The sequence below is a fragment of the Antarcticibacterium sp. 1MA-6-2 genome, assembly GCF_021535135.1.
GTDB lineage: Bacteria > Bacteroidota > Bacteroidia > Flavobacteriales > Flavobacteriaceae > Gillisia.
The window spans coordinates 1,808,779-1,831,080 of sequence record NZ_CP091036.1; the positions used below are offsets into that span (position 1 = coordinate 1,808,779).

At 38.1% G+C, this 22,302-nt stretch carries 27 protein-coding genes and 1 pseudogene; 8 read left to right on the forward strand and 20 right to left on the reverse strand.

All coding sequences use genetic code 11. The features are described from left to right. Window positions 1–10 precede the first annotated feature (10 nt). Window positions 11–1,123 (forward strand): S9 family peptidase, encoded by a 1,113-nt coding sequence (locus LZ575_RS24255; RefSeq protein WP_409187197.1) that lies wholly within the window; start codon window positions 11–13, stop codon window positions 1,121–1,123. Here LZ575_RS24255 and LZ575_RS22450 read toward each other — a convergent pair. From LZ575_RS22450 to LZ575_RS22460, 3 genes are read right to left on the reverse strand one after another with little or no spacing between them, the layout of a single operon-like run. Beyond that, entirely contained in the window at window positions 1,120–1,269 is a 150-nt protein-coding gene (locus LZ575_RS22450; RefSeq protein WP_255702889.1) for an RtcB family protein, read from the reverse strand. The two genes, LZ575_RS24255 and LZ575_RS22450, sit on opposite strands and share 4 nt — an antisense overlap. Then, on the reverse strand, window positions 1,253–1,684 hold the full coding sequence (locus LZ575_RS22455) for an RtcB family protein (protein WP_255702890.1): 432 nt from the start codon (window positions 1,682–1,684) through the stop codon (window positions 1,253–1,255). Before LZ575_RS22455 ends, LZ575_RS22450 begins: the two co-directional genes overlap by 17 nt. Further along, window positions 1,677–2,333: an RtcB family protein gene (locus LZ575_RS22460; protein WP_255702891.1), complete on the reverse strand. Its 657-nt coding sequence runs from the start codon at window positions 2,331–2,333 to the stop codon at window positions 1,677–1,679. The genes LZ575_RS22455 and LZ575_RS22460 overlap by 8 nt, the downstream gene beginning before the upstream one ends. Before the next feature lie 270 nt (window positions 2,334–2,603). On the opposite strand from LZ575_RS22460, the gene LZ575_RS09145 reads away from it, so the two are divergent. Next, window positions 2,604–2,882 carry a Gfo/Idh/MocA family protein gene (locus tag LZ575_RS09145; protein ID WP_235330371.1) on the forward strand — a complete coding sequence of 93 codons (279 nt, stop codon included), beginning with the start codon at window positions 2,604–2,606 and terminating at the stop codon, window positions 2,880–2,882. Then, a complete protein-coding gene (locus LZ575_RS09150) occupies window positions 2,882–3,652 on the forward strand; it encodes a Gfo/Idh/MocA family oxidoreductase (RefSeq protein WP_235330372.1) in 771 nt (256 codons plus the stop codon). The genes LZ575_RS09145 and LZ575_RS09150 overlap by 1 nt, the downstream gene beginning before the upstream one ends. 144 nt (window positions 3,653–3,796) lie before the next feature. Here the strand turns inward: LZ575_RS09150 and LZ575_RS09155 are convergent. Further along, a pseudogene (locus LZ575_RS09155) lies at window positions 3,797–5,199 on the reverse strand (alanine/glycine:cation symporter family protein). Window positions 5,200–5,548: 349 nt separating this feature from the next. Between LZ575_RS09155 and LZ575_RS09160 the strand changes: the two are divergent. After that, a complete protein-coding gene (locus LZ575_RS09160; RefSeq protein WP_235330373.1) occupies window positions 5,549–5,986 on the forward strand; it encodes an Hsp20/alpha crystallin family protein in 438 nt (145 codons plus the stop codon). Between the two features lie 211 nt (window positions 5,987–6,197). Here LZ575_RS09160 and LZ575_RS09165 read toward each other — a convergent pair whose 3' ends face one another. From LZ575_RS09165 to LZ575_RS09210, 11 genes are all read right to left on the reverse strand, one after another. Then, a complete protein-coding gene (locus LZ575_RS09165) occupies window positions 6,198–6,770 on the reverse strand; it encodes an outer membrane beta-barrel protein (protein ID WP_235330374.1) in 573 nt (190 codons plus the stop codon). Then, window positions 6,748–7,503 (reverse strand): hypothetical protein, encoded by a 756-nt coding sequence (locus LZ575_RS09170; RefSeq protein ID WP_235330375.1) that lies wholly within the window; start codon window positions 7,501–7,503, stop codon window positions 6,748–6,750. Before LZ575_RS09170 ends, LZ575_RS09165 begins: the two co-directional genes overlap by 23 nt. Next, a complete protein-coding gene (locus tag LZ575_RS09175) occupies window positions 7,500–8,042 on the reverse strand; it encodes an RNA polymerase sigma factor (RefSeq protein WP_235330376.1) in 543 nt (180 codons plus the stop codon). The genes LZ575_RS09170 and LZ575_RS09175 overlap by 4 nt, the downstream gene beginning before the upstream one ends. A 39-nt stretch (window positions 8,043–8,081) precedes the next feature. Continuing rightward, complete coding sequence (locus LZ575_RS09180; RefSeq protein ID WP_235330377.1) at window positions 8,082–8,543, reverse strand: hypothetical protein; 462 nt, start codon at window positions 8,541–8,543, stop codon at window positions 8,082–8,084. Between the two features lie 282 nt (window positions 8,544–8,825). Next, window positions 8,826–9,530 (reverse strand): TVP38/TMEM64 family protein, encoded by a 705-nt coding sequence (locus tag LZ575_RS09185; RefSeq protein WP_235330378.1) that lies wholly within the window; start codon window positions 9,528–9,530, stop codon window positions 8,826–8,828. A 3-nt stretch (window positions 9,531–9,533) separates the two neighbouring features. Then, window positions 9,534–9,851, reverse strand: coding sequence for an SdiA-regulated domain-containing protein (locus tag LZ575_RS24260; RefSeq protein WP_409187209.1), 318 nt, complete (start codon window positions 9,849–9,851; stop codon window positions 9,534–9,536). 29 nt (window positions 9,852–9,880) lie between these two features. Then, complete coding sequence (locus tag LZ575_RS09190) at window positions 9,881–10,387, reverse strand: hypothetical protein (RefSeq protein ID WP_235330379.1); 507 nt, start codon at window positions 10,385–10,387, stop codon at window positions 9,881–9,883. A 16-nt stretch (window positions 10,388–10,403) separates the two neighbouring features. Further along, window positions 10,404–10,850 (reverse strand): hypothetical protein, encoded by a 447-nt coding sequence (locus LZ575_RS09195; protein WP_235330380.1) that lies wholly within the window; start codon window positions 10,848–10,850, stop codon window positions 10,404–10,406. Window positions 10,851–10,947: 97 nt separating this feature from the next. Beyond that, window positions 10,948–11,709, reverse strand: coding sequence for a sensor histidine kinase KdpD (locus tag LZ575_RS09200; RefSeq protein ID WP_235330381.1), 762 nt, complete (start codon window positions 11,707–11,709; stop codon window positions 10,948–10,950). A 180-nt stretch (window positions 11,710–11,889) separates the two neighbouring features. Further along, on the reverse strand, window positions 11,890–12,210 hold the full coding sequence (locus tag LZ575_RS09205; RefSeq protein WP_235330382.1) for a hypothetical protein: 321 nt from the start codon (window positions 12,208–12,210) through the stop codon (window positions 11,890–11,892). Next, window positions 12,207–12,884: a response regulator transcription factor gene (locus LZ575_RS09210; protein WP_235330383.1), complete on the reverse strand. Its 678-nt coding sequence runs from the start codon at window positions 12,882–12,884 to the stop codon at window positions 12,207–12,209. The genes LZ575_RS09205 and LZ575_RS09210 overlap by 4 nt, the downstream gene beginning before the upstream one ends. A 254-nt stretch (window positions 12,885–13,138) precedes the next feature. On the opposite strand from LZ575_RS09210, the gene LZ575_RS09215 reads away from it, so the two are divergent. From LZ575_RS09215 to LZ575_RS09230, 4 genes are all read left to right on the forward strand, one after another. Further along, window positions 13,139–13,786 carry a cation:proton antiporter gene (locus LZ575_RS09215; protein ID WP_235330384.1) on the forward strand — a complete coding sequence of 216 codons (648 nt, stop codon included), beginning with the start codon at window positions 13,139–13,141 and terminating at the stop codon, window positions 13,784–13,786. Then, complete coding sequence (locus LZ575_RS09220; protein ID WP_235330385.1) at window positions 13,779–14,399, forward strand: hypothetical protein; 621 nt, start codon at window positions 13,779–13,781, stop codon at window positions 14,397–14,399. Before LZ575_RS09215 ends, LZ575_RS09220 begins: the two co-directional genes overlap by 8 nt. 201 nt (window positions 14,400–14,600) lie before the next feature. Next, window positions 14,601–15,017, forward strand: a complete 417-nt coding sequence (locus LZ575_RS09225; protein ID WP_235330386.1) for a Fur family transcriptional regulator — start codon at window positions 14,601–14,603, stop codon at window positions 15,015–15,017. 326 nt (window positions 15,018–15,343) lie between these two features. After that, window positions 15,344–17,122, forward strand: a complete 1,779-nt coding sequence (locus tag LZ575_RS09230) for a heavy metal translocating P-type ATPase (RefSeq protein WP_409187198.1) — start codon at window positions 15,344–15,346, stop codon at window positions 17,120–17,122. A 289-nt stretch (window positions 17,123–17,411) separates the two neighbouring features. Here the strand turns inward: LZ575_RS09230 and LZ575_RS09235 are convergent, their stop codons facing one another. From LZ575_RS09235 to LZ575_RS09255, 5 genes are all read right to left on the reverse strand, one after another. Continuing rightward, window positions 17,412–18,044, reverse strand: coding sequence for a DsbA family protein (locus LZ575_RS09235; RefSeq protein WP_235330387.1), 633 nt, complete (start codon window positions 18,042–18,044; stop codon window positions 17,412–17,414). A 59-nt stretch (window positions 18,045–18,103) separates the two neighbouring features. After that, window positions 18,104–19,036, reverse strand: a complete 933-nt coding sequence (locus tag LZ575_RS09240) for a manganese catalase family protein (protein WP_235330388.1) — start codon at window positions 19,034–19,036, stop codon at window positions 18,104–18,106. A gap of 418 nt (window positions 19,037–19,454) precedes the next feature. Beyond that, window positions 19,455–21,233, reverse strand: coding sequence for a sodium:solute symporter (locus LZ575_RS09245; RefSeq protein ID WP_235330389.1), 1,779 nt, complete (start codon window positions 21,231–21,233; stop codon window positions 19,455–19,457). Further along, window positions 21,217–21,513: a hypothetical protein gene (locus LZ575_RS09250; RefSeq protein WP_235330390.1), complete on the reverse strand. Its 297-nt coding sequence runs from the start codon at window positions 21,511–21,513 to the stop codon at window positions 21,217–21,219. The genes LZ575_RS09245 and LZ575_RS09250 overlap by 17 nt, the downstream gene beginning before the upstream one ends. Beyond that, complete coding sequence (locus tag LZ575_RS09255) at window positions 21,494–22,120, reverse strand: hypothetical protein (protein WP_235330391.1); 627 nt, start codon at window positions 22,118–22,120, stop codon at window positions 21,494–21,496. Before LZ575_RS09255 ends, LZ575_RS09250 begins: the two co-directional genes overlap by 20 nt. Between the last annotated feature and the right edge of the window lie 182 nt (window positions 22,121–22,302).

Here is a 22,302-nt window from a genome sequence, read left to right on the forward strand (position 1 = left end):
CTTATTGGATGTGAATTCTGGAAACAAGAGGGCTTTAACAAGCGGAAATTTTGAAGTCTTTGATCCTTTTATTTCGAAAGATGAGAAGAACTGGTATTTAGCGACTTCTGAAGTTAATCCGGGGGAAAGGCATTTCTACAGGATGCCACTTATGGGAGGTAAGATGGAAAAACTTACGCAGATGGAAGGAAATAATGAAGTGAATCTATCTCCTGATGAAAAACATATGGCCATCCTTCACTCCTACAGCAATAAACCGTGGGAGCTTTATCTGAAGAAAACTTCAGCAAAAGCTGAAGCAGAACAATTAACACAAGGTCAAAGTGAAGAATTTCGTGCCTATGACTGGAGAGAACCTCAGCTCGTGAAGTTCAAAGCAGAAGATGGTGCAATGGTTCCCGCCAGGTTATACAAACCTGAAAACGCGAACGGAGCAGGGGTCATTTTCGCACACGGCGCAGGCTACCTTCAAAATGTGCATAAATGGTGGTCCAGTTATTTTAGAGAATATATGTTCCACAACCTGTTAACAGATCTCGGGTATACAGTTTTAGATATTGATTACCGCGGAAGTGCTTACTACGGAAGGGACTGGAGAACAGGAATTTACCTTCACATGGGAGGAAAAGATCTAAGCGACCAGGTAGATGGTGCAGAGTATCTTGTTGCCGAACATGGTTTGGACGCAGAAAATATTGGCATCTACGGCGGAAGTTATGGCGGATTTATAACGCTGATGGCATTATTTACTGAAGCTGAAACTTTTAAAAGTGGTGCTGCATTGCGTTCTGTAACAGACTGGGCACATTACAACCATGGCTATACCTCAAATATTTTAAATAATCCGGCTGATGATCCTATCGCATACCGCCGCTCCTCTCCTATTTATTTTGCTGAAGGCTTAGAAGGAAATCTTCTCATCGCCCACGGAATGGTAGATGTAAATGTACATTTTCAGGATGTTGTAAGGCTGGCGCAAAGGCTTATAGAATTAGGAAAAGAAGATTGGGAACTGGCCGTTTATCCCGTAGAGGATCACGGATTTGTGGAACCCAGCAGCTGGACAGATGAGTACAGGAGAATTTTGAAATTGTTCAATGAAACCCTCCTGAAGAAAGATTAATCTTTATAGGGATCAAATGTTTCTTCTCCTGCCATTGCAACACCTATCGGGTGGAGGCGGTGAAGTACTTCAATTGTTTCTCCCTGATGGCTTAGCACCTCATCAAGATTTTTATAGGCTTCCGGAGCTTCATCTGCACTTAGCACCTCTTAATTCGACTTTGTTTTTTAGCCTTGCTTTTACAGCATCAAAATCTACAGCTCCTTTTGACACGATTGTCGGTCTCTTTTTACCGTCCTTCCCTCTCATCCATTTAGTTTTTCCCGCAGCTTTTCGGCGGGACATTACTCTGCCTGCTCCATGCACTGTTGAGAAAAGTCCGTCGCGGGAAAGTGGGGTATCCTTAGCTTTTACTATTACAGAAGTATCCTCCATATTAGCACCAATAAATCCCATTTGCCCGGGAAAGGCGGGAGTACATCCTTTTCGAACTACCCAGTATTTCTCGCCGAAATGTTCCTCCTGCCATGCAAAATTATGATGGTTGTGAACTTCAAAAGTTGGTTTCCCTGCACCGAGAATTTCCAGTACTTTATCTACAACCACATCCCGACTAAGCATAAGCAAATTCTCCAGCCAGGTTCATCGCTGCAATATAGTCCTGTCCAATAGCTGAATTTATGTCGAACAAGATAGGTTTTGAATCCATTCCTCCTTCTTTGGCATGTTCAAAAAATCCTTTGTTCTGTGACATAGCAATGAATCCGGTGGTGGTTTTATGTCCGAATCCGCGGGAACCAAAATGAACCCCTATCCACAAAAACCCATCATCATCTTCAAAAAGATCTACAAAGTGGTTTCCGGAACCTACTGTCCCCAATTGTTCTACAGAAAGATCCAGCAGGCGGCGTTGTGGGGCAAAGTCGGCTTTGGCAATCTTTTCAAAAACCGGATGATCCAGAGGTTCATTGTTCGTGCGACCGACACCAAAGGAGATCCTTTTAAAGATCTCATCCATTACTGCCGCTACATTAATTTCTGAAGCTTTGACAGTTGTTTTTACAGCTTTGTTTCCGCACGCAATATCAAAACCCACTCCGGAAAGGGAAATATGGTTTTTATAAGCCACTGCTCCTCCAATGGGATGGCCGTACCCGTAATGAGCATCAGCAGTTAGAACAGCAATGTCTTCCGGTCCTACACAATTCTGAATTTGTTTTATTGAATTTTCATCTATTAATTCTTTTCCGAAGATTGTCAATTTCTGCATAGCTCATTTCCTTTTCTTCAATTTAAGCAAAAATTCCACCAAAGTAGAAGTAAGCAGATGCTTTAGTTCTACACATTGACTGAAAAGTTTCACGCAAAGTTAAAACGCAAAGAGCGCAAAGGAAAAACCGGGATTTATATTCCTGGTTTCATCTCTGCGAGCTTTGCGAAATTCTTGGCGCCTTTACGTGAATACCGTTAACTCAGGAGGTTCTTCATTTCTGAAAAACTGTCATAATTTTCGTATTTTGGAACTTCAGAAAAATAAAAGATGCAAAAAGTAAAGGTTGCTATAGCCGGATTTGGAAAGGGAGGGAGAATTTATAATTCACCAATTATCTCAAGTGTGGAAGGTTTGGAAATAACAAAAATACTCACTTCCAGTCCAGACAATATAGCTGCCGCAAATGGAGATTTTCCAAAAGCACAGGTAGTTTCTTCTTATGAAGAACTTCTTGGAGATCCGGAAGTAGATCTGGTGGTAATTACCACTCCTAACCATCTTCATAAACAATATGTACAAAAAGCATTAAATGCTAGAAACATGTAGTGGTTGAAAAACCTTTTACGCCAACTTCTGCCGAAGCTAATGAGTTAATTGGACTCGCAAAGGAAAAAGACCTTATTTTAAGCATCCACCACAACAGGCGCTGGGACAGTGATTTCCTTACGGTGAGAAAATTGCTTCAGGAAAAGAAGCTTGGAAGTGTGGTAGAATATGAAGCTCATTTTGACAGATTTCGTACCGAAATAAAATCAGGCTGGAAGGAAGAACAGGAGAACCCGGGCAGCGGAATTCTCTATGATCTTGGCAGCCACTTAATAGATCAGGCTCTGGTCCTGTTTGGCTTGCCAAAAGCTGTTTATGCCGATATCAGGATACAGAGAGATGGAGCCACAGTTCCCGATAATTTTGAACTTCTGCTATATTATTCCGGATTAAAAGTAACTCTGAAAGCCGGAATGCTGGTAAAGGAAAAAGGACCAACTTTTATTATTCATGGCACCAAAGGAAGTTTTGTAAAGTATGGCGACGATCCTCAGGAAGAAAAAATGAAAGAGGGATTAAAACCAAAAGATATTCAGGATTGGGGAAAGGAACCGGAGAATATTTTCGGAACCTTAAATACTGTTGAGGAAAAGACAAAGGTCCCAAGTGAAGAAGGCGCCTACATAAAATTCTATGAGAATATTTACAGAGCAATAACGGAAAACGAAGAACTGAAAGTAAAACCTGAACAGGCCAGGGACGTCATTAAAGTTATTGAAACTGCGTTAAAAAGCCAGGCAGAGGGAAGAAAAATTGAATTTCCGGTTTAGGAAGGGGTTGTTGGGTGTTTGTAGTGAGAAGTCTGAAGTCTGAAGTCTGAAGTCAGAAGTCAGAAGTCAGAAGTCAGAAGTTAGAAGTCTTAATTCTCATATCTCAATTCTCACTACTCAATACTCAATTCTCAATTCTCAACACTAACTCTTAACCTCTCTTCTTTCCTCTTTACCTGCTTTCATTCTGGAGAAATAGCTCTTAGCTTCTTTTAAAACCCTGGGCGCCAGAATGAGAGTTGAAATCATAGTTGGAATAGCCATTAAAGCGAAGAAACCATCTATAAGATTGATCATCATACTTAATGAAGTAGTGGCTCCAATAAGAATACTCAAAATATAAAAATAATTGTAGTAGTGTTTTTTATCTGCTCCCAAAAGAAAGGACAGGCATTTGGTTCCATAATAAGAATAAGAAAAGAGGGAAGAAATACTAAAAATGGCAATACATACCATCAAAAGATAATTTCCAAAAACCGGAATGGAAGCATCAAAAGCTGCGGCGGTAAGGCTTACACCATTTTCCTCAGTCGACTGCCACACACCTGTCACTAAAATCGCCAGGGCAGTTAATGTACACACAACAAGGGTATCTATTGCAGGACCGAGCATAGCAACTAATCCCTCTCTCATAGGTTCATTTGTCTTGGCAGCTCCATGTGCCATTGGCGACGTACCAATGCCCGCTTCATTTGAAAAAGCACCTCTTCTGATTCCCAGTATTATTAATCCTCCAACAACTCCACCCAAAAATGAATCTCCCCTGTAGTTGTTCGCCGCAAAAGCATCAGTAAAGATCAGAGAGAAATAATGCGGTACCTGCTCAAAATTGACAAAAAGAATAATAAGAACTGATACAAAATATAAAGCAACCATTGCCGGAACCAGCTTTCCTACAGTTTTGCTTATCCTGTTAAGACCGCCAAAGATGACCACAGATGTCAGGATGACTAAAACTACACCTATTATAAGGTTGGTTACAAATCCTGTTTCAATTCCGTTGGGTGCGAGGATGATGAAATTTACTGCCTGTGTTAATTGGTTGACATTAAAAACAGGTAGAGCGCCTACTAATCCCGCAATACTAAAGAATACTGCCAAAGGTTTCCACTTTCTCCCAAGTCCTTCTACAATAAAATACATAGGGCCTCCCTGTATTTTACCTTCACTGTCTTTCCCGCGATACATAACAGCAAGTGTACAGGTAAAAAACTTTGTAGCCATTCCAATAATTGCACTTATCCACATCCAGAAAATAGCCCCGGGTCCACCAATTGCAATTGCTACCGCTACACCTAAGCAATATTTCCCATACCTACTGTGGCAGCAAGTGCAGTGGCCAGAGCCTGAAAGTGACTGATCTCCCCCGGATCATTTGGATCATCATATTTTCCACGCAAAACCTGCACCGCATGGATCAAATATCTAAAAGGTAAAAACTTCGAAATCACCAGGAGGTAAAATCCGCCGCCTATGAGTAATATTAAAAGTGGAAGGCCCCAAACAAAAGATGCAAATTGGGCAATGAAATTATCTACTGTAGTCATAAGCAAATATAAATAAAGGGAGGTATTAACCAAATATAAATACTTCCGGAGCCCCATTCTTTTATCTCAGACTTTAAGCCAAAAAATGAAACTTTGATTAGATAAAATCAGAAGAACGAATAATACATTTTCCTATTAATTAGAAATTCCATAGGCACATATATCCTGAAATGAGACTAAGGAACACCTTCTTCAACTGTCAAATTTTCTTTTTGAATCTGACAAAATTTCATGTTGCGGGGAGTGGCATTTCGTTTGTTTATGACGTAATGGAATCGCGGTTCTAAAAAGCTAACCTGTAAGGGTTTATGAAAAACTTATTGAATTGTTTAACTTAAAAATATTAGACATGAGCAATTTAGTAAAAGGAAATAATTTTTGGCCGTCAACATCTTCTGTTGATCAATTTTTAAACGACAGTATCTTCAACTGGCGTAACGAGATGAACGGATTTAACAATGCTCCTCGTGTAAATATTGCCGAAACAGATGAGGAATTTAAAGTGGAAATGGCCGCACCAGGTATGAAGAGGGATGATTTTCATGTAGAACTTGATAACGATATCCTGGTTATCTGGTCCGAAAGCTCAGATGAAAAAGAAGAACAAAATTCCTCTTACACCAGGAGAGAATTTAATTATGGATCTTTCAGAAGAATTTTCCACCTCCCGAACACAGTAGAAGCAGATAAAATAAAAGCTAAGTACCAGGACGGTTTGCTAAGTCTGTTAATTCCTAAAAAAGAGGAGGCAAAAAGAAAGCCCCCAAGAACAATTAAAATTTCTTAAACAAGAATTGTGGAAGCGGCCCTCAGTGGCTGCTTCTTTTTTAATAAGCAGAATTTGAAACAAATTTTTCTTCCCTGCTCCCTCCTATCTTTCCTTTTTTAAAAGTACAATTGATCTTCCTGTCTTACGGGAAATTATCAATACGAGTGGTATTAATTGAAGATCTTCTATGGTTTAAATTTTAACCAGCTCAAGGGATAATCAGAATAATTTAAAATTTAAAACTTAAGCCAGAATAAACTCCGAAGTAATAAGGTTTAACATCAGATGTGTTGTTGAAGGTGTTAATCTGGTATTTAAAAATAGGCTCAACATTTATCTGGAATTTTGAGGAAATGTTATAATCTAATCCCACTCCCATATTTGCGCTATAACTTACATTATTAAGGTTTCCGGCTTCACCAAAAGAAGTAGTGGCGGCTCCGGCCTCAAGTGTAACATTATTTTCGCTAAGAAAAAGAGTGCTGGCCCCACCAATAATGTTTAAACCAAATTTTTTATCAATAACCCCATATTTTAGTTCCACGGGAACCTCAACAAAACCAAGATTTTGATTAATATTTCCCATAACAGGTGAAGCAAGGGTTACTGCCCGGGCATCGTTATTTTCCACAGCCATAGCACTTATGGCAGTACCGTATGAGACATCCCTGGTGTTATAACTGAGATCAACTTTATTTATACCCGATCGTATTGAAAGTCTATTTGAAATTTTATATGCTACAGCGACACCGTAGGAAAAAGATATATCGCCTCTTCCCTCATTGCTTAGCCAATTGATCATCGATGGGACTACCCTTTCCCAGGTTATCAAAATACACAGCGGCGGCAGTAGTTCTAAACTGGAATCTTTTCTCCCCGGCAGCTTTAGAGTTAAGATCTTCAATTGATTCCTCTTTTTGAGCTTCTAAACGGAGGTCTTTAAGATCGCCTTCCAAATTTGCTACTTCAGTTTCAGGATGTAGCGGAACCTCTGGTTTTTCCGAAAGAAGTAATTGTTCTTGAGATAGTTCGCCAATTTCATTTTCCTGATAATCTGAAGTGAGAGCAGAAGGATTTTCCTTTTGACCAATACTCTCTGTATTACTTTTTGCTACATATTTATAGCCTTCAGAAGAAGAAGAAGAAGAAGAAGAAGAAGAAGAAACCTGCTGATTGTTTTGCCGAACTAAAGTATTTAAACGCAAATAGTTTAAAAGTTCCCCGGACTCAAACATATTCTGCTCAAATTCTTCTGAAGTAATATTTACTTTCCTGTTCTCTTGTGGGATATCAAAATAAACAACTTTGGTAGCCGGGCTGCTGGTGGAATAGAAGTAATTATATCCAACAAGAGCTAAAAGTGATAGCACCGCAGCCACTCCTGCAAGCTGGTACCATAAAGGAATAATCCTTTTTTTATTTTCCTTTTCTGGTAAACGTGCAGCAATACCCGCCCACAAATCCTCACGGGGAATTGTTTCGAGATTCTCATATCTCTTCCTGAAGAGCTGTTCCAGGTTATCTTGTGGTCTCATATAACTTTTGCAGATTTCCGGTCCTGATATGCCTGCAGTTTTTGTTTTAGTTTCATCCTTGCCCTTGCAAAATTAGATTTTGATGTACCTACAGAAATATTCAGCAGGGACGCAATTTCTTTGTGCGTGTAGCCGTCCAGCGCATATAAATTAAAAACGTGCCTGTATGCATCTGGCAACTCCTGGATTATTTGAGTTAGGTAATCGGTAGGGATTAAGTCTTCCTTAATTTCAATTTCGGGATCTTCTATATCTTTCTCTCCTATCGCTACGGTAAAAAACTGCTTTTTGCTTTTGCTTATAGCAGTATTTATCATGATCCTGGTCATCCAACCTTCAAATGTTCCTTTTTCATTATACTGGTCAATCTTGCTGAATATTTTAATGAAGCCATCCTGCAGATTATCCTCCGCCTGCTCATAACTTTCAGAATATTTAAGGCACAGAGTTAAAAATTTTCCTGCGTAAGCGTGGTAAAGTTCTTCCTGTGCCTTTCTATCCTGTTTCTTGCATCTAATTATGAGTTTTTTTAAACCCACTGAGCTTTTTTATTAATTAATTCTTCTGCTATGAGTGGCTTACTCATTTGTAGCCGGAACACTACCTGGAGCTACAACGGGAACTTCCACCGTAATGTATTTACTCTCATTCTCGGCATCTAACCCATCCCAAAGATAAAACGTATATGGCTCATCTTCATCAATAGTTATGGTAAGAGTTTTTTCTCTTTCAAGATCATCAGATTCCACAGTACATTCGGTTATTTCCGGATTAATAGAAGAAATTCCAACTATAAAGATTTTCCTTCTATCATCGCCCGTAGAGTTTCCTCTTTTAGCCTCAATTCCTATGGGAGAATGGCAGGCACTAGGTAATAGGTAAGTAATTTCAAGTTGATAGGTCTTTCCCTTTTCAAAAGACTCTGGTAATCCCGCATCTACAATTTTTGCGTATTCATACTTAATTCCAGGACCATCATCTTCAATAGAACAGCTACTCAACGTTAAGGCGAAAACAAATAATAAAGCTAATTTTTTCATGTCAATTTGTAATTAATGTTTAGGTGAATATGTTTTATACTTATATGACCTTAAAAAAAGAAAAGGTTGCGTGGTAAAGAGTTATTTTAATAAAAATAGCAGTTCTGCAAACTGCATTATTTTTTTAACCGGGACAAGAAGCAACTTCAGAAGTAAAAACACTCCGAAAAGATTAAAAGCAAAAAGAGGCTTACTAGCAAAATTGCCAGGCCTCTAATTTAAAAAGGAAGTATGGATCTTTTAGAAGATACAGTGGTATTTTTGAAGACTCAGGTTTAGCTGTTATTTCTTTCTTTTCTTTTTATCCCACCACACATACGCAAGAAACAGAATTAAACTTATAATTGAACCCCAAATCAAACCCGTTTTTAAACCCTGTGTGGTTTTTCCTAAAACGGCAATGAAGATAGTAAGAGGTGCAATTCCAACCAGGGTCGCAGTTATAAACCGCCAGTAACCCATTTTTAAAATTCCTGCGACAAAACTAATAGCATCGTTGGACAATAAAGGGTTAATACGCGTTACTATAACCGCCCAAAAACCATAGTCCTCCAGGAAATCCCTGATTTTTTTTTCAGATTTTTCTCCAATTAACCTTTCAACAATAGCGGGTCCAAAATATCGTCCAATGAAGTATCCTACAGACGAAGCTGTAAATATGGATGCAAAAATAATTGCACTACCCCAAATAGGACCATAAGCTAAAACTGATACTACCATTAAAAGCAGAGAAGGTATCACCAGTAAAAACATTTGAAGTACCATCGTAAGTACTAACACCAATGGTCCTACCCAGCCAAACTGGCTTACCCACTGTTTTATTCGGGTCTCATCATCACTGGTAAGAACCTGCCAGGCTTCATTTAAAAAATTGTTTACTGCCGGAATAAAAAAATATGCAGCAACTAAGGAAACAATAATTGCTGCAGAAATATATAAAGGTGCTTTACTCTTTTTTACTGATGTAGTCTCTATTTTCTCTTCCATAAATTAATTTAATTTTACCTGAAGAATGTTTGCCTTCCCACCTTTTCCTTCATTAGAAATATAAATTTCGCCATTTGAGCCAAAAGTTAAGCCTTCAGCTTGACGAAATTGATTTCTGCTTAACAGCTGTAGGTTTTTTGACTTTCCTTCACTGTCTAAGATAACAATCTTAGGACTTACCCCTTCCAGGATATAAATATTTCCTGTAGTTGGATGAATATTAATTTCAGAAGGAAGTATTGTTTTCTCTATTTTCTTCTCTTTTATTTCACTAAAAACAGGATCATCAAATAGAAGTTTAAAAGCTGGCTCCTTTTCAATTTTCCCTGCCTTAAGATCATAGGCAAAACCTACTTGTAATTTCCTTTCGCCTTTTCTTTAGCTGCAATTAACAACCTGTTGTTCTTTTTATCGAAGCATAAACCTTCGAAATTATATTCACCTTTAATTTCAGTCTCTATTTCACGGGTTTGCCTGTTTTCTTCGTTAAAATTAAGTACTTCAAAAATATTCCCATCACTTCTCAGGACATAGGCTGTTGATCCTGCCAGTGCGATCCCTTCATAATCACCCTCATCCCCAAATTCAATTTGCTTCTCAATTTTGGAATCTTTTAAATTATAAATGAAAATAATCCCATCTTCATCCTGCACCGCAGCAACCCTATCCTTATCCAATAAGGCAATACCTGAGACTTCATCCAGTATTTTAGGGAGATTCCATTCCTGAACTATCTCCAGGTTCTCTAAATCTTCCCTACTATTAACTATCTCTTTCCTGTCAAAGCTTATATAGATAAACCCAATGACAGAAATTACTCCCAAAACTATTAATAAAGCCGCTTTTTGCACGTTCATCTTTTTTAAATTAATATTAATCGTAATAATTAATGTTCTGCATCTCCTCACCCTCCAAACTGTAAACCTTTTTAGCACCTGTAAGTGGCCCCTTAAATTCCAGTTGATAGTATGAAGTTTCACCTATGGTCAACAGGTGCGCATCATCAACTTTTTTAATTTCTTCCCTGCTGGTTAAACTGTTTCTAAGCATTTGAGGTAATTCTTCTATAGACACTTCTTTTATATACTTTATTAAGGTCCCCGTCTCTTCTATTAGTGCCTCATGATCTACATTATTAACTTCAAATTCCACCTCGTAAAAAGCACCTTTTTTCTCCCATTCCACATTAGTAGCGTTTGAAAATTCTACATCTATCCTATTTAATACTACAGATGGAATTTCTGATTCCGGAATTTGCTGACTGCAACTTAGCATCGTGAAGAATCCTATTGTTATCGCCAGAATACTTGTCGACTTCATTTTTTCAATTTTCACCAAAGTTGGGAACCAAAACTGAAATCAAATAGGAAAATTCCTCTGGCAGAAGAAGTTTAAGAGAGAATTAACAAGTTCTTTTTTAAATGTGTATACGGAAAATATGCCCTTCACTATAGTTATAATGAAGCTGAAGTTTATAGGATTCTGCAATTGCTCTTGCTATAGCCAAACCTAATCCGTTTGAAGGAACTTGAGAACCCGATCTATAAAACCTCGTAAAGATGGAATTCTCATCTAGAGGCGTATCTCCAGAATTTGAAAAGCATACCGATGAAGAAGTTACTTCCACCTCCACTATTCCACCTTCAGGTGAATGAATAATGGCATTTTTTAGGAGGTTGGTAAATATAATTTGAGCTAGTTCCTGATTCATTTGTAGTTCAATAGATGCATGTTCAGTAAACCTAATTTCAACATTTTTTGAGTCTGATATATCCTTAAAATCCTCAATAAGATTTTTTAAAATGTGGTTTACTTCTACCTTCTCCTGTTCAGGAAATTGTTCATTTTGAATCCTGGATAATAAAAGAAGAGATTTGTTATAGCGAGTAAGACTTTCCAGTTTACCCATTGTTTTTTCTATTAATTCCATATGTTCTCTGCCTAATCCTTCAGTTTCCAATAATTGTTCAAGATTATTTAAAGCTATTGCAAGTGGAGTTTGCATTTCGTGAGAAGCATTTTCTATAAACTCTTTTTGGCTCTTATAACTTTCCTGTGCCTTGGATATAAATTTATTAATTCGGGAATTCAATAAGTTAAACTCATCTACAGGAGTGGGTTGAAATTCCGGCTTTTTATTATCCTGAATTTTAAAGCTTTTTAATTGAGAAAGAAGCACATAAAAAGGATTCCAAATTCTTTTTAGCACTAAATTATTGAGCACCAGGATACTTATTATTAAACCTAAGCATATAGAAAAAGGAGGGATAGCAGCAAGTCCTCTATTAAGTCATCTTCCTCTACCATGGAAGTAATGACCTTAATTTTATAATAGGAGCCATCCATCTCAAACACACTTTCAAGCAATCTCACTAAGCTCAAAATCTTCCTCATTAAGCATATACATTAAAGTATCGCGGTAGGACTCAGTATAATTTTTATACTGCTCGTATTGTACTTTTTTAATGGTATAATAGCCTTCATCAAATGCAGTTTTTTCTAAAATACTTTTATTAGCTAGTGCTTTCTGGATCACCAGGATCTTTTGATTTTCCAGGCCATCATCCAGGCTATCGTAAATCTCATCCAGCATCTGGTAGTAGAATATAACGGCCCATAGAGTGATTAAAACAAATAACAGGAATGCAAAATAGGAAGTGGAAAGATTGAGGAGTTTCATTCAGTTATAATTTTGTACCCTATCCCATAGATTGCTTTAAGTTCCAATTCTGCACCGTTATCTATAAGTTTCTTTCTTAAATTTTTGATTTGTGCATAAATAAAAGAATAATCATCAGATTGGTCTATATGATCGCCCCAAACGTGTTCAGCCAAAGCAGATTTCCTGATTAAACGATTTCTGTTCACACATAAATACAGGAAAATATCAAATTCTTTCCGGTTAAGGATGACCTCCTTTCCGTTAATGTGCAGGGTTCGTTGCCGGGGATCAATACTTACATTTTCTATTTCAATAAAGTCATTCCCATCAAAACTCCGCCTGCGTAACACTGCGTTAATTCGTGCATTCAACTCGGCGAAGTGAAAAGGTTTAGGCAGGTAATCATCTGCTCCCAGATTAAGGCCAGATAATTTATCGTCCAGAGAATTTTTGGCTGAGAGAATGATTACCGCACTGTTCTTTTCCGATTTTCTGTGAAATTCCAACAGATCCAGTCCGTCTCCATCGGGTAAGGTAATGTCCAGGAGAATACAATCATAGTCATATATAGCCAGTTTCTCCAAACCTTCGTCATAGGTACCCGCGGTTTCAACTGTATAATTTTCTTTTTCCAACTGGAACTGAATGTTTTGCAACATTTCAGGTTCGTCTTCAACAATTAGGATTTTCATTGGGAGATTTTACTGTTGCTAAAATACTGTCAAATTCTGAAATGAATTAGGAAAAGGAAAGGAAGCTATTAGATATAAATTTTGCTCTTATATTCCACAACCCTTTTCTGTATATCAATAATTAAAAAGGATTAGAATCTTAAACAAAATAGCTCAATTCTCAATATACTTAAAATTGGTTCAACATCATTTATATTTTTTTTAAGAAAGAAAGGCCTCCTGCTGCTTAACTTGAGTAGAAAACTTTTCGTGATATGGATTTAATGCTAATTGTCTTCTTCATTAGCTTAATTATTATTCTCTCAGGAGCCGTTTATAAGAAACTACAATCCTATTCTATTACTGAACCTTTTTTGGCCATAATTTTGGGTTTGATAGTAGGTCCGGATGTTTTTAATTTAATAGAATCTGCACCTGCTTCCGAAGAATTTAAAATTCTTAAAACCGTTTGTGAATTCACTATTGCGATGGCTCTAATGGCAACTGCACTAAGGCTGCCTCAAAAATTTTTCACAAAGAATGTACAAACTGCCTCTCTGCTGGTAATCTTTGGAATGCTGTTAATGTGGCTACTTGGTTCCACTGTCTTTTATCTCATCATTCCTGATTTATCTATAGGCCATAGTTTGCTTTTAGGAGCAATAATTTCTCCTACAGATCCTGTAGTTGCTTCCACCCTTACCAGCGGAAAAACTGCGGAAAAATATCTCCCGGGTTTCATCAGGAACAACTTATCCTTCGAATCTGGTATGAATGATGGCCTGGCCTACCCTATAGTTTTTCTGTCGTTGTTGATCGCGGGAATGGCAAATTTTGACTTGGCGGAATGGACAACAAGAATATTATTATATGAAAATATATTATGTGCTGTGCTTGCATATCTGGTAGGTTCCGGTGCTTAGCTATCTTTTTAAAAAAGCCCACCAGGCAGGTTTTATGAACCTAAAAACCATACTCCCTTTTTCTCTGGCGGTCGCACTTTTCCTCTTAGCAGGATTTAGTGCTATAAAAATGAACGGAATTATTGCTGTTTTTGCCGGGAGCCTGGCCTTTGCGCAAGATATTACGGCTAGTGAAGAACTGGAAGAAAAGCACATTCAGGAATCTATGGAACGTTTAACAACCACTCCTGTTTTTTTCATTCTGGGGCTAATGCTGCCCTGGCAGGAATGGTTCTCCCTGGGCTGGAAGGCGATTGCTATTCCCATTTTGATCTTACTCTTTAGAAGGATACCTGGGATCCTGCTGCTAATGCCGTTCCTGCCAAAGCTTAAAAATAAAATTTATTCATCGCTGCTCGTGGGATGGTTTGGACCTATAGGCGTGGCAAGTTTATATTATGCTATCTCAATGACAGAAAAATCGGGAATGGAGGATGCCTGGGTAATTCCCAGTTTAATTGTTTTTGCTTCTACTGTTGTTCACGGTCTTACAAGCATACCTTTTGAAAAATTATACTATAACAAAGGTTCCAGGGCAAATGAACTGGAAAATGAGGATCGAAATCTGGATTAAATTTTCTTTCCCTCATTGAATCCCCCTTAAATGCAAAATGGATTTTATATTTCATTTTACCATTAAAATCCTTTTTTACTTTTTAGAAAATATGGTTGATATTGCCAGCAACCTTGTTTATCTTAGAGTTAAATTCATTCTCCTTAAAAAAGACTTACTACCTTATTTTGAAAAGCAAGCTGCGGTTACTGCTATTATTCTATGAAAAAATCGGAAAAATTATTAACAGAAAAGAATATTCGTCCTACCGCTATGAGACTTCTGGTTTACGAGTTTATGGCTGAAAAAACCGTGGCAGTTACCCTGACTGATATAGAAAACGCCTTTACAAAATCTGACCGCACAACCCTTTACCGGACGATAAAGACTTTTGAAGAAAATTCGATAGTCCACCAGATTGAAGATGGTACCGGAGTTGCAAAATTTGCTCTCTGTGCCGCCGGATGTAATTGTGATGTAAATACCGATTTGCATTTGCACTTTCACTGCACAAATTGTAATGAGACCCAATGTTTAACCGAGAGGAAAATACCGAATATTAAACTGCCTCCCGGATTTACTGCAACCGATGTTAATTTGGTTGTAAAAGGTATGTGCAGTAATTGTACCCAAAAATAATGCACTTCCATTGCACGATAAATTCCAATAATTTTGAATTTATTAAACTCCTATGAGTGACTTGTCGACTATTTATAGGAGTTTGAAATATAAGGACCTTAAAATTGACGGAAAATATATGAGCAGGAAAGAAGATGAGATTACATCAATGGAAATTAATTCTCCAAGAACCGCAGAACGACCGGGACCAACTCCTTCCCAAGAGAATGGATGTTGTTCTACTGATCAGCTAGGTTCACCATGGAGAAGAAGAAAAGGATTCATACATTCCTACCATTATAAGCTTAGTTTTATTATTAACCGGAATTGCACTGGATTTCTTTGATGTGGAATGGTTTAAAGGCTATTTAAGGATATTAGTATTTGGTATAGCTTACGTTCTGGTAGGAGGAAAAGTTGTAAAACATGCCGTAACTAACATAGGCAGGGGAAATATCTTCAATGAATTTTTCTTAATGACCATTGCCACTCTTGGTGCGTTCTACATAGGAGAATTTGCCGAAGGTGTTGCGGTAATGCTGTTTTATGTAATTGGAGAACATTTTCAGGAAGCAGCAGTGGCCCGTTCCAGGCGTTCTATTAAAGAATTAATTGATAACCGTCCTGAAAAAGTAAGTGTGCAAAAAAATGGAAGGTTTGAAGATGTTGATCCAAAAAATGTAAACATTGGAGAAATAATTCAGGTCAAACCCGGGGAAAAAGTAGCTCTTGATGGAATAGTTCTTAATGAAGGTTCCTCCTTTAATACAGCCGCACTTACCGGAGAATCCAAACCCGACACCAAAAGAAAAGGGGAAGCCGTCATGGCTGGGATGATTAACCTGGAAAAACTTGTAGAGCTTGAAGTGACCTCCCGCTATGAAGATAGTGCCCTCTCTAAAATTCTAAAACTCGTAGAAGAAGCAAGTGGCAGAAAAGCAAAAACCCAACAGTTCATTACAAAATTTGCCAAAATTTATACCCCAATAGTAGTGTTTATGGCTATTGGTTTAGCTCTACTACCTTATTTTCTTGTAGAAACCTATGTCTTCGACGACTGGCTTTATCGGGCCCTGGTATTTCTGGTGATCTCCTGTCCCTGTGCACTGGTAATTTCCATACCTCTGGGATATTTTGGTGGAATTGGAGCGGCTTCACGTAATGGCCTCCTCTTTAAAGGTTCTAATTTCCTGGATCTTATTACAGAAGTGGATACTGTTGTAATGGATAAAACAGGAACATTGACAGAAGGGGTTTTTAAGGTACAGGAAGTAAGTGTTGAAAATATTTCAAAAGCTGAATTCCTCGCTTTAACTGCGGCTCTGGAAAGTAAATCCACTCATCCTATCGCCTCGGCAGTTGTAGAACATGCGGGAGATAATTATAAACAACTTGAAGTAAAGGAAGTAGAAGAAATAGCCGGACACGGGCTCAAAGGAATAGTAGAGGGGAAAAAACTCCTTGTAGGGAATGCAAAATTATTGAGGAAATTTAATATTACTTACGATCCTGCAATAGATGAAATTGTCGAAACCATAGTAGTGGTTGCCATAAACGGCCAATATACAGGCTATATTACCATTGCCGATGCAATAAAAGAAGATGCCGCAGCGGCCATATCAAAACTTAGGGAATATGGGATTATTTCTGTTATTATGCTCTCGGGAGATAAAGATTCTATTGTTCAAAAAGTTGCCGGGCAATTAAATCTCGATAAAGCTTATGGTGGACTCTTGCCCCAGGATAAGGTGACAAAAGTGGAGGAACTTAAGGAACAGGGTAAAAAAGTAGCATTTGTAGGAGACGGGATTAATGATGCTCCCGTAATTACCTTAGCTGATGTAGGAATAGCTATGGGTGCTTTAGGATCTGATGCAGCGATTGAAACAGCCGATGTGGTAATCCAAACCGATCAACCTTCCAAAATAGGAACTGCTATTAAAATTGGGAAGAAAACAAGGCAGATCGTGTGGCAAAACATAATCCTGGCCTTCGGTGTAAAAGCTTTGGTGCTCACTTTTGGAGCATTTGGGGTAGCTTCTTTGTGGGAAGCAGTTTTTGCTGATGTAGGTGTCGCATTCCTTGCTATTTTAAATGCAATTCGATTGCAGAAAATAAAATTCTAGATTTAATAAAACTCAGTTTTTAAATTTAGTAAGTTGAGATTGGTATTCCAGGCACACTTTTTTAGAAAAATTGCCCAGGTTTGATCCTGAGTATGGATTTAATTACTCGTGCAACTTAAAGCAAATCATCAGGTTTTCTTCTGAAACACTGAATATTAAGTTTCAGAATATTTCACCGAAAATCTCTATTAAGCTGTGGAAATTTCCTGTAATTCTCTTTGAGTTAAATTTTTCCAGCTTGACTTATAATCATCCTGATCAATATTTTCATCTACTCGAAAAGTGGGATCTAAAGCCTTAAAGGCTTCCACAAGAACAGAGAATGGCCTAAGTATCCTGTAATTTGAACAGTTTTTCCCCTATAGCTAATAAGCATAGTGGGAAATCTTGTTATCCCTTTTAACTTCAGTTCCTCAAGATCTTTCCTAAATAAATCAGATGATTCATCAGATAAAAATGACACCTCAAATTTTTCTTTATTCAGAATATCTTCAGCTTCCAGTTCTTCAGCAATGTGCATTATAATATCTGTATCTCCTATGTTCTTTTTATGGATCATAACGGCCTCTCTCAATTCCCGCAGCATTGCTTCTCCGGCTATCCAGGATTGTTGTTCTGCTGCCTTTACTGCCATACAAGCCAGGTATGAAGTATCCACAGGATTATTAACCCACATATGTTCTTCTATAGGCTGTCCTGAAAGATGTTTCGCCTCCACCCACAAGGGACCCATTTGAGAAGGTTTTTGGATGTTGTTTAACTGATCTGTAAAATGCTTCCAATCTCTTAGAAGTCCTCCCATGACGTATTTAATTTGTAAACGTTCCCTAAGTAAATACCGCAGCTTTCGCATTTGAGGTTCGAGGCCCCAACTCCAACAACAAAGAGGATCTGTAAAATATACAAGCTGAAATTTATCCATACTATTTCTTGAAAAAGCTAGGTATTACTCCGGCTTTTACTACTATTTATTTTTAAGTTTTAATATTTGCTCCACTGCATTTCTTTCTTATTATCGGGTAAGGCTTTTTTAATTTCCTGTACCTTCTTTTTACTCAGTTCCTTGTTCATTTTATCTACCTCCTTTTGAGTTCTTTTAGAAGTCTGTTCCCCATCAATCAATCCTTTAGTTTTTTTGACGTGCTCCACAGGGTCTGAAATATATTCCCAGGTCTCGCCAAGTTTTGGACTCTTACCTTCATTCCAGGGACCCCGAACTTCTTCCCCATTAGAAAGGTTGAAATATTGGTTACTGTAACGAGGGTCGCTTTGCAGCACTCCGGGAGGGAAATTAGGTTCTATAGTTTCCAAAGCTGCCTGGAACATTTGAAAATGTGCTACTTCCCTGGTCATTAAAAATCGTAAGGTGTCCTTCACATAAGGATCAGATGTGTGTTGAAGAAGGTATTCATATACAATTTTTGCACGGGATTCTGCCGCAATATTAGATCGCAGGTCAACGGTAAGATCACCGTTAGCTGTAACATATGCAGAGGTCCAGGGGTTTCCGTTACTATCTGTTAAGGTTGGACCACCTCCCGAGAGATTAAAGAATTGAGGATTGACCATGGCCTGGTGAATAAACTCCTCTTTGGAAGCAGTTCCCTGCATCAACGGCATTATTTCAGATTCATCTGCAGCATCTTTAAGGCTGCCGTGAACACCTTTTAAAAGCATCTGTATGGTTGCTCCCACAATCTCCAAATGGCTGAATTCTTCAGTAGCAATATCCATTAGAAGATCATATTTGTCGGGATGCACTTTTTCTGCTGCAAACGCCTGGGTGAAATATTGCAGGGCAGCTTTTAATTCTCCATTAGCACCTCCAAACTGTTCAAGAAGTAATGTGGCAAAAGCAGGATCTGGCTTTGAGACCCTCGCATTAAATTGAAGTTCTTTTACGTGATAAAACATATGGCGTATATTAAAATGGTTAATAGGTAATGAAAGTAGAGCTTAATGAAATTACTCACAGTTAATTCTTTCAAAACATATTGTTAAGGGAGAGGTAAAATTAATGCTGCCTTAAGAGAACTAAAGAAAATTTAAAAAGTGTGGTTAAGAATTAAAAAAATGGATAGTGCTCCGTAGAAAAGATGCCAATTTTCAAGATTCCCAAACATTTAAATAAAACGTGGATCAGCAAGCAGGGAGATGCCCGGAGCAGTTTTTTTTAAGCTTTGAATATGGAATTAATTTACCTTCCTTAAATACAACTTCCCTACTTTGTAAATTAACAAGCTTAGGAATTATGGAATCAGATTTAAATCGAATTTAAAAATGATGAAATATGGCTACCTATTAGTGAGTCTATCTCTAATATTTAGATCCTTCAGTTGTTTTGTTTTATCGCCTTTTTACTGTAAACCAGGTTTTCTGTAATGTTATTCTGTACCGGGATCAAAAGACTGGCTACATATCCACCTATGACACAAACCGGAATAGCTATGAGAGGATAAATATAGAAATTGAGCGGAGTATAATACTTAACCAAAACCAATACGATTACACTAAGCACTGCTCCCACCAATGTTCCTGCCCAATTAGCTTTCCTAAAGAAGATCCCGAGAATAAAAATACTAGCTAGTGCACTACCAAACAATCCTACGATTTCCTGAAAGAAGAAAAACAGGGAAGCTATGGGGAAGGCAGCCATAAAACAAGCCACACCAGTACCCAATACACCCACACCTATCGTCACCCATTTAGCGACCCTCATCGCATTATCTTCAGAATAATTATTAGAAAATCTTTTGTAGTAATCAATGGTGACTACAGTAGAAACACTATGCATGCTGCTGTCCAGACTGGACATGGATGCTGAATAAATACCTGCAATTACCAGCCCTGCTACCCCTGGAGGTAGGTGGTTTGCTATAAACAATGGAAAAATCCCATCATTTTGCATCCCCACGGCAATAAAATCGGGATTATCCTTAAAAAACACATAAAGGAAGGTACCCATAGCAAAAATGAGAAGTCCTGCCGGAATAGAAATAATTCCGTTTAACCAGATACTTTTTCGGGAAGCTGCCTCATCAGCTGTAGTAAGATATCGCTGTACCACGGCCTGATCTGTTGTATAAGGTGCAAAATTAAGGGCGAAGGAACCAAGGAAGAGTGACCAGGTTACAACTTCGGTCCAACTCCATCTAAAATCAAAGAGTTTTAATTTCCCGTCTTCCAAAGCTGTATTAAAGATATACCCCAAATCTCCAATGTCCACGGCTATATAAATAAGACCTAAGATTAGGCCTCCTATAAGTACTACTACCTGAATAACATCAGTCCAAATAACCGCTTCAATTCCCCCTAATACAGTATAAAGAATGGCTAAAACTCCCATAAGGACAATTGCAAGGTAAATGTCTATCCCAACGACCGTTGAAAGTGCCAGCGCCGGAAGGTAAAGGACCACTCCCATCCTTGCAAGCTGAAAAAACAGGAAGGAGGCACTGCCAAAAATTCTTATAACAATATTGAAACGCTTTTCAAGATATTCATAAGCGGTGGTAATATTAAGTTTTCTAAAAAATGGCAGATAGTAAGTAATGACAATTGGTACAATTAAAAGAATGGTAAAGTAACCTAGATACGCCTGCCAATCATAAGAATAAGCCAGGGCGGGTTGTGAAAGATAGGTAATGGCGCTAAGCATGGTGGCATAGATACTCAAACCTGCTGCCCACCAGGGAATACGACCTCCTGCCAGAAAAAAATCTGAAGTACTGTTATTTCTTCGGGAAAAATACCAGCCTATACCTATAACTAATGCTAAATAGGTTATTAAAGTTATATAATTTACCAATCCAAAATCGGCCCTCTGGGGTTGAATGTTAATCTTATTAATTTGGGGTGTTCTTATACCCGGAGCAATTTCCCCATAAGCAATAATTATTTGATCTCCCCATTGTTCAGCATCTGCAACTAGTTGAGTAGATCCCGGGATTTCACCTCTGCGACTCCAGGTATCTGTTATTGTGTGGTAAGCCCAGATCGTTCTTGAAAAATTGGTATTTTGAAAGATCCTGGTAATTTCCATTTGCAGGGAATCTATCTTTTTTGAATCTTTTGTCTGCTCAAGTTCCTGCAGTTCATTTTGAAGTGCCAATCTTTCTTTCCATAGCTGATTTTCTCCCCCTGCTCCTCCAAAAATTACAATGTGGGCATCTCCCAGCTCTAAAGCTAAGTGCAGCTCCTATATATCCTCCCGTTAAACCCGGGGTGCCATTATTTGGAATAGAGGATTTTTGAATCCAGTTGTTACGAAGGGGATTGTACTCATATACATCATCCAAAAATTGATTTGGATCTTTTGCATCGGGATTAAAATATGTGCCGCTGAAAACATATACACAGTTTGTTTTTCCATTATTTTGACTTACAACCACTTAGCTGTATCCTCCCGGGTCCCGGTAATCCTGGAAGTTCTTCCCATTTGTCATTTCTATATCTAAAAAAATATTTGCTGGCTCTTCCTCCACTTTCTTCCTGACCACCTACTACATAGATATCTTTACCAATGCTGGTGGCCTGCATGTTTGCCAGCGGAACCGGGAGCGGAGCCTGCTCTTCGATCTCTACCCGTTCACTCACAGGATTCCATTTTAACAGAAAAACATCGTTATAAGTCCCGTCCTCATTATTTCCCCCAATACACAGAACCCCCTGTGGAGTACTGACTGATGCTCCATAAGCCAAAGGCCGTGGAAGCTGATTTTCTATACCTTTAACCCATTCAAAGGTCTCACGATTCTTCTTTAAGACTGCAATAGAATTATACCAGGCCTTATTACCTCCATCCCAAACCGGGGTTCCGGGAAAATTTGCACCTCCTGCTATTATGAATACATCGTTATGTACACCAGTATAAGCACCATTGACTCCTTTTATATCCTGCAGTTGGGCAATTGAATCCCAGTTGAACTGAATCTTCTCTTCAACCTGTGCAAAAGAAAAGGAGAACAATAAAAGAAGACTAAACTGAAGTAGTTTCATTATAGAGGATTTTGGCTCAAGATAATAAAAATTGGTATTATGTATGACATATTAAAATGAAAAACTTTTTTGGTCTTAAATTATGAGTTATTCCTAAAGCCAAGTGTGATTATTAGCTATTCTAACTATCAAAGAAAATGACCTATTATTCTGGTCACGTTATTCATTCCCGTTTGACCAAA

What these genes read in the sequence shown, in the direction of transcription:
- LZ575_RS22455 (WP_255702890.1), bottom strand. Translation starts at nt 1,684, where the DNA reads ATGCTTAGTCGGGATGTGGTTGTAGATAAAGTACTGGAAATTCTCGGT.
- LZ575_RS22460 (WP_255702891.1), bottom strand. Translation starts at nt 2,333, where the DNA reads ATGCAGAAATTGACAATCTTCGGAAAAGAATTAATAGATGAAAATTCA.
- LZ575_RS09145 (WP_235330371.1), top strand. Translation starts at nt 2,604, where the DNA reads ATGCAAAAAGTAAAGGTTGCTATAGCCGGATTTGGAAAGGGAGGGAGA.
- LZ575_RS09160 (WP_235330373.1), top strand. Translation starts at nt 5,549, where the DNA reads ATGAGCAATTTAGTAAAAGGAAATAATTTTTGGCCGTCAACATCTTCT.
- LZ575_RS09165 (WP_235330374.1), bottom strand. Translation starts at nt 6,770, where the DNA reads ATGATCAATTGGCTAAGCAATGAGGGAAGAGGCGATATATCTTTTTCC.
- LZ575_RS09170 (WP_235330375.1), bottom strand. Translation starts at nt 7,503, where the DNA reads ATGAGACCACAAGATAACCTGGAACAGCTCTTCAGGAAGAGATATGAG.
- LZ575_RS09180 (WP_235330377.1), bottom strand. Translation starts at nt 8,543, where the DNA reads ATGAAAAAATTAGCTTTATTATTTGTTTTCGCCTTAACGTTGAGTAGC.
- LZ575_RS09185 (WP_235330378.1), bottom strand. Translation starts at nt 9,530, where the DNA reads ATGGAAGAGAAAATAGAGACTACATCAGTAAAAAAGAGTAAAGCACCT.
- LZ575_RS09190 (WP_235330379.1), bottom strand. Translation starts at nt 10,387, where the DNA reads ATGAACGTGCAAAAAGCGGCTTTATTAATAGTTTTGGGAGTAATTTCT.
- LZ575_RS09195 (WP_235330380.1), bottom strand. Translation starts at nt 10,850, where the DNA reads ATGAAGTCGACAAGTATTCTGGCGATAACAATAGGATTCTTCACGATG.
- LZ575_RS09205 (WP_235330382.1), bottom strand. Translation starts at nt 12,210, where the DNA reads ATGAAACTCCTCAATCTTTCCACTTCCTATTTTGCATTCCTGTTATTT.
- LZ575_RS09210 (WP_235330383.1), bottom strand. Translation starts at nt 12,884, where the DNA reads ATGAAAATCCTAATTGTTGAAGACGAACCTGAAATGTTGCAAAACATT.
- LZ575_RS09215 (WP_235330384.1), top strand. Translation starts at nt 13,139, where the DNA reads ATGGATTTAATGCTAATTGTCTTCTTCATTAGCTTAATTATTATTCTC.
- LZ575_RS09225 (WP_235330386.1), top strand. Translation starts at nt 14,601, where the DNA reads ATGAAAAAATCGGAAAAATTATTAACAGAAAAGAATATTCGTCCTACC.
- LZ575_RS09235 (WP_235330387.1), bottom strand. Translation starts at nt 18,044, where the DNA reads ATGGATAAATTTCAGCTTGTATATTTTACAGATCCTCTTTGTTGTTGG.
- LZ575_RS09240 (WP_235330388.1), bottom strand. Translation starts at nt 19,036, where the DNA reads ATGTTTTATCACGTAAAAGAACTTCAATTTAATGCGAGGGTCTCAAAG.
- LZ575_RS09255 (WP_235330391.1), bottom strand. Translation starts at nt 22,120, where the DNA reads ATGAAACTACTTCAGTTTAGTCTTCTTTTATTGTTCTCCTTTTCTTTT.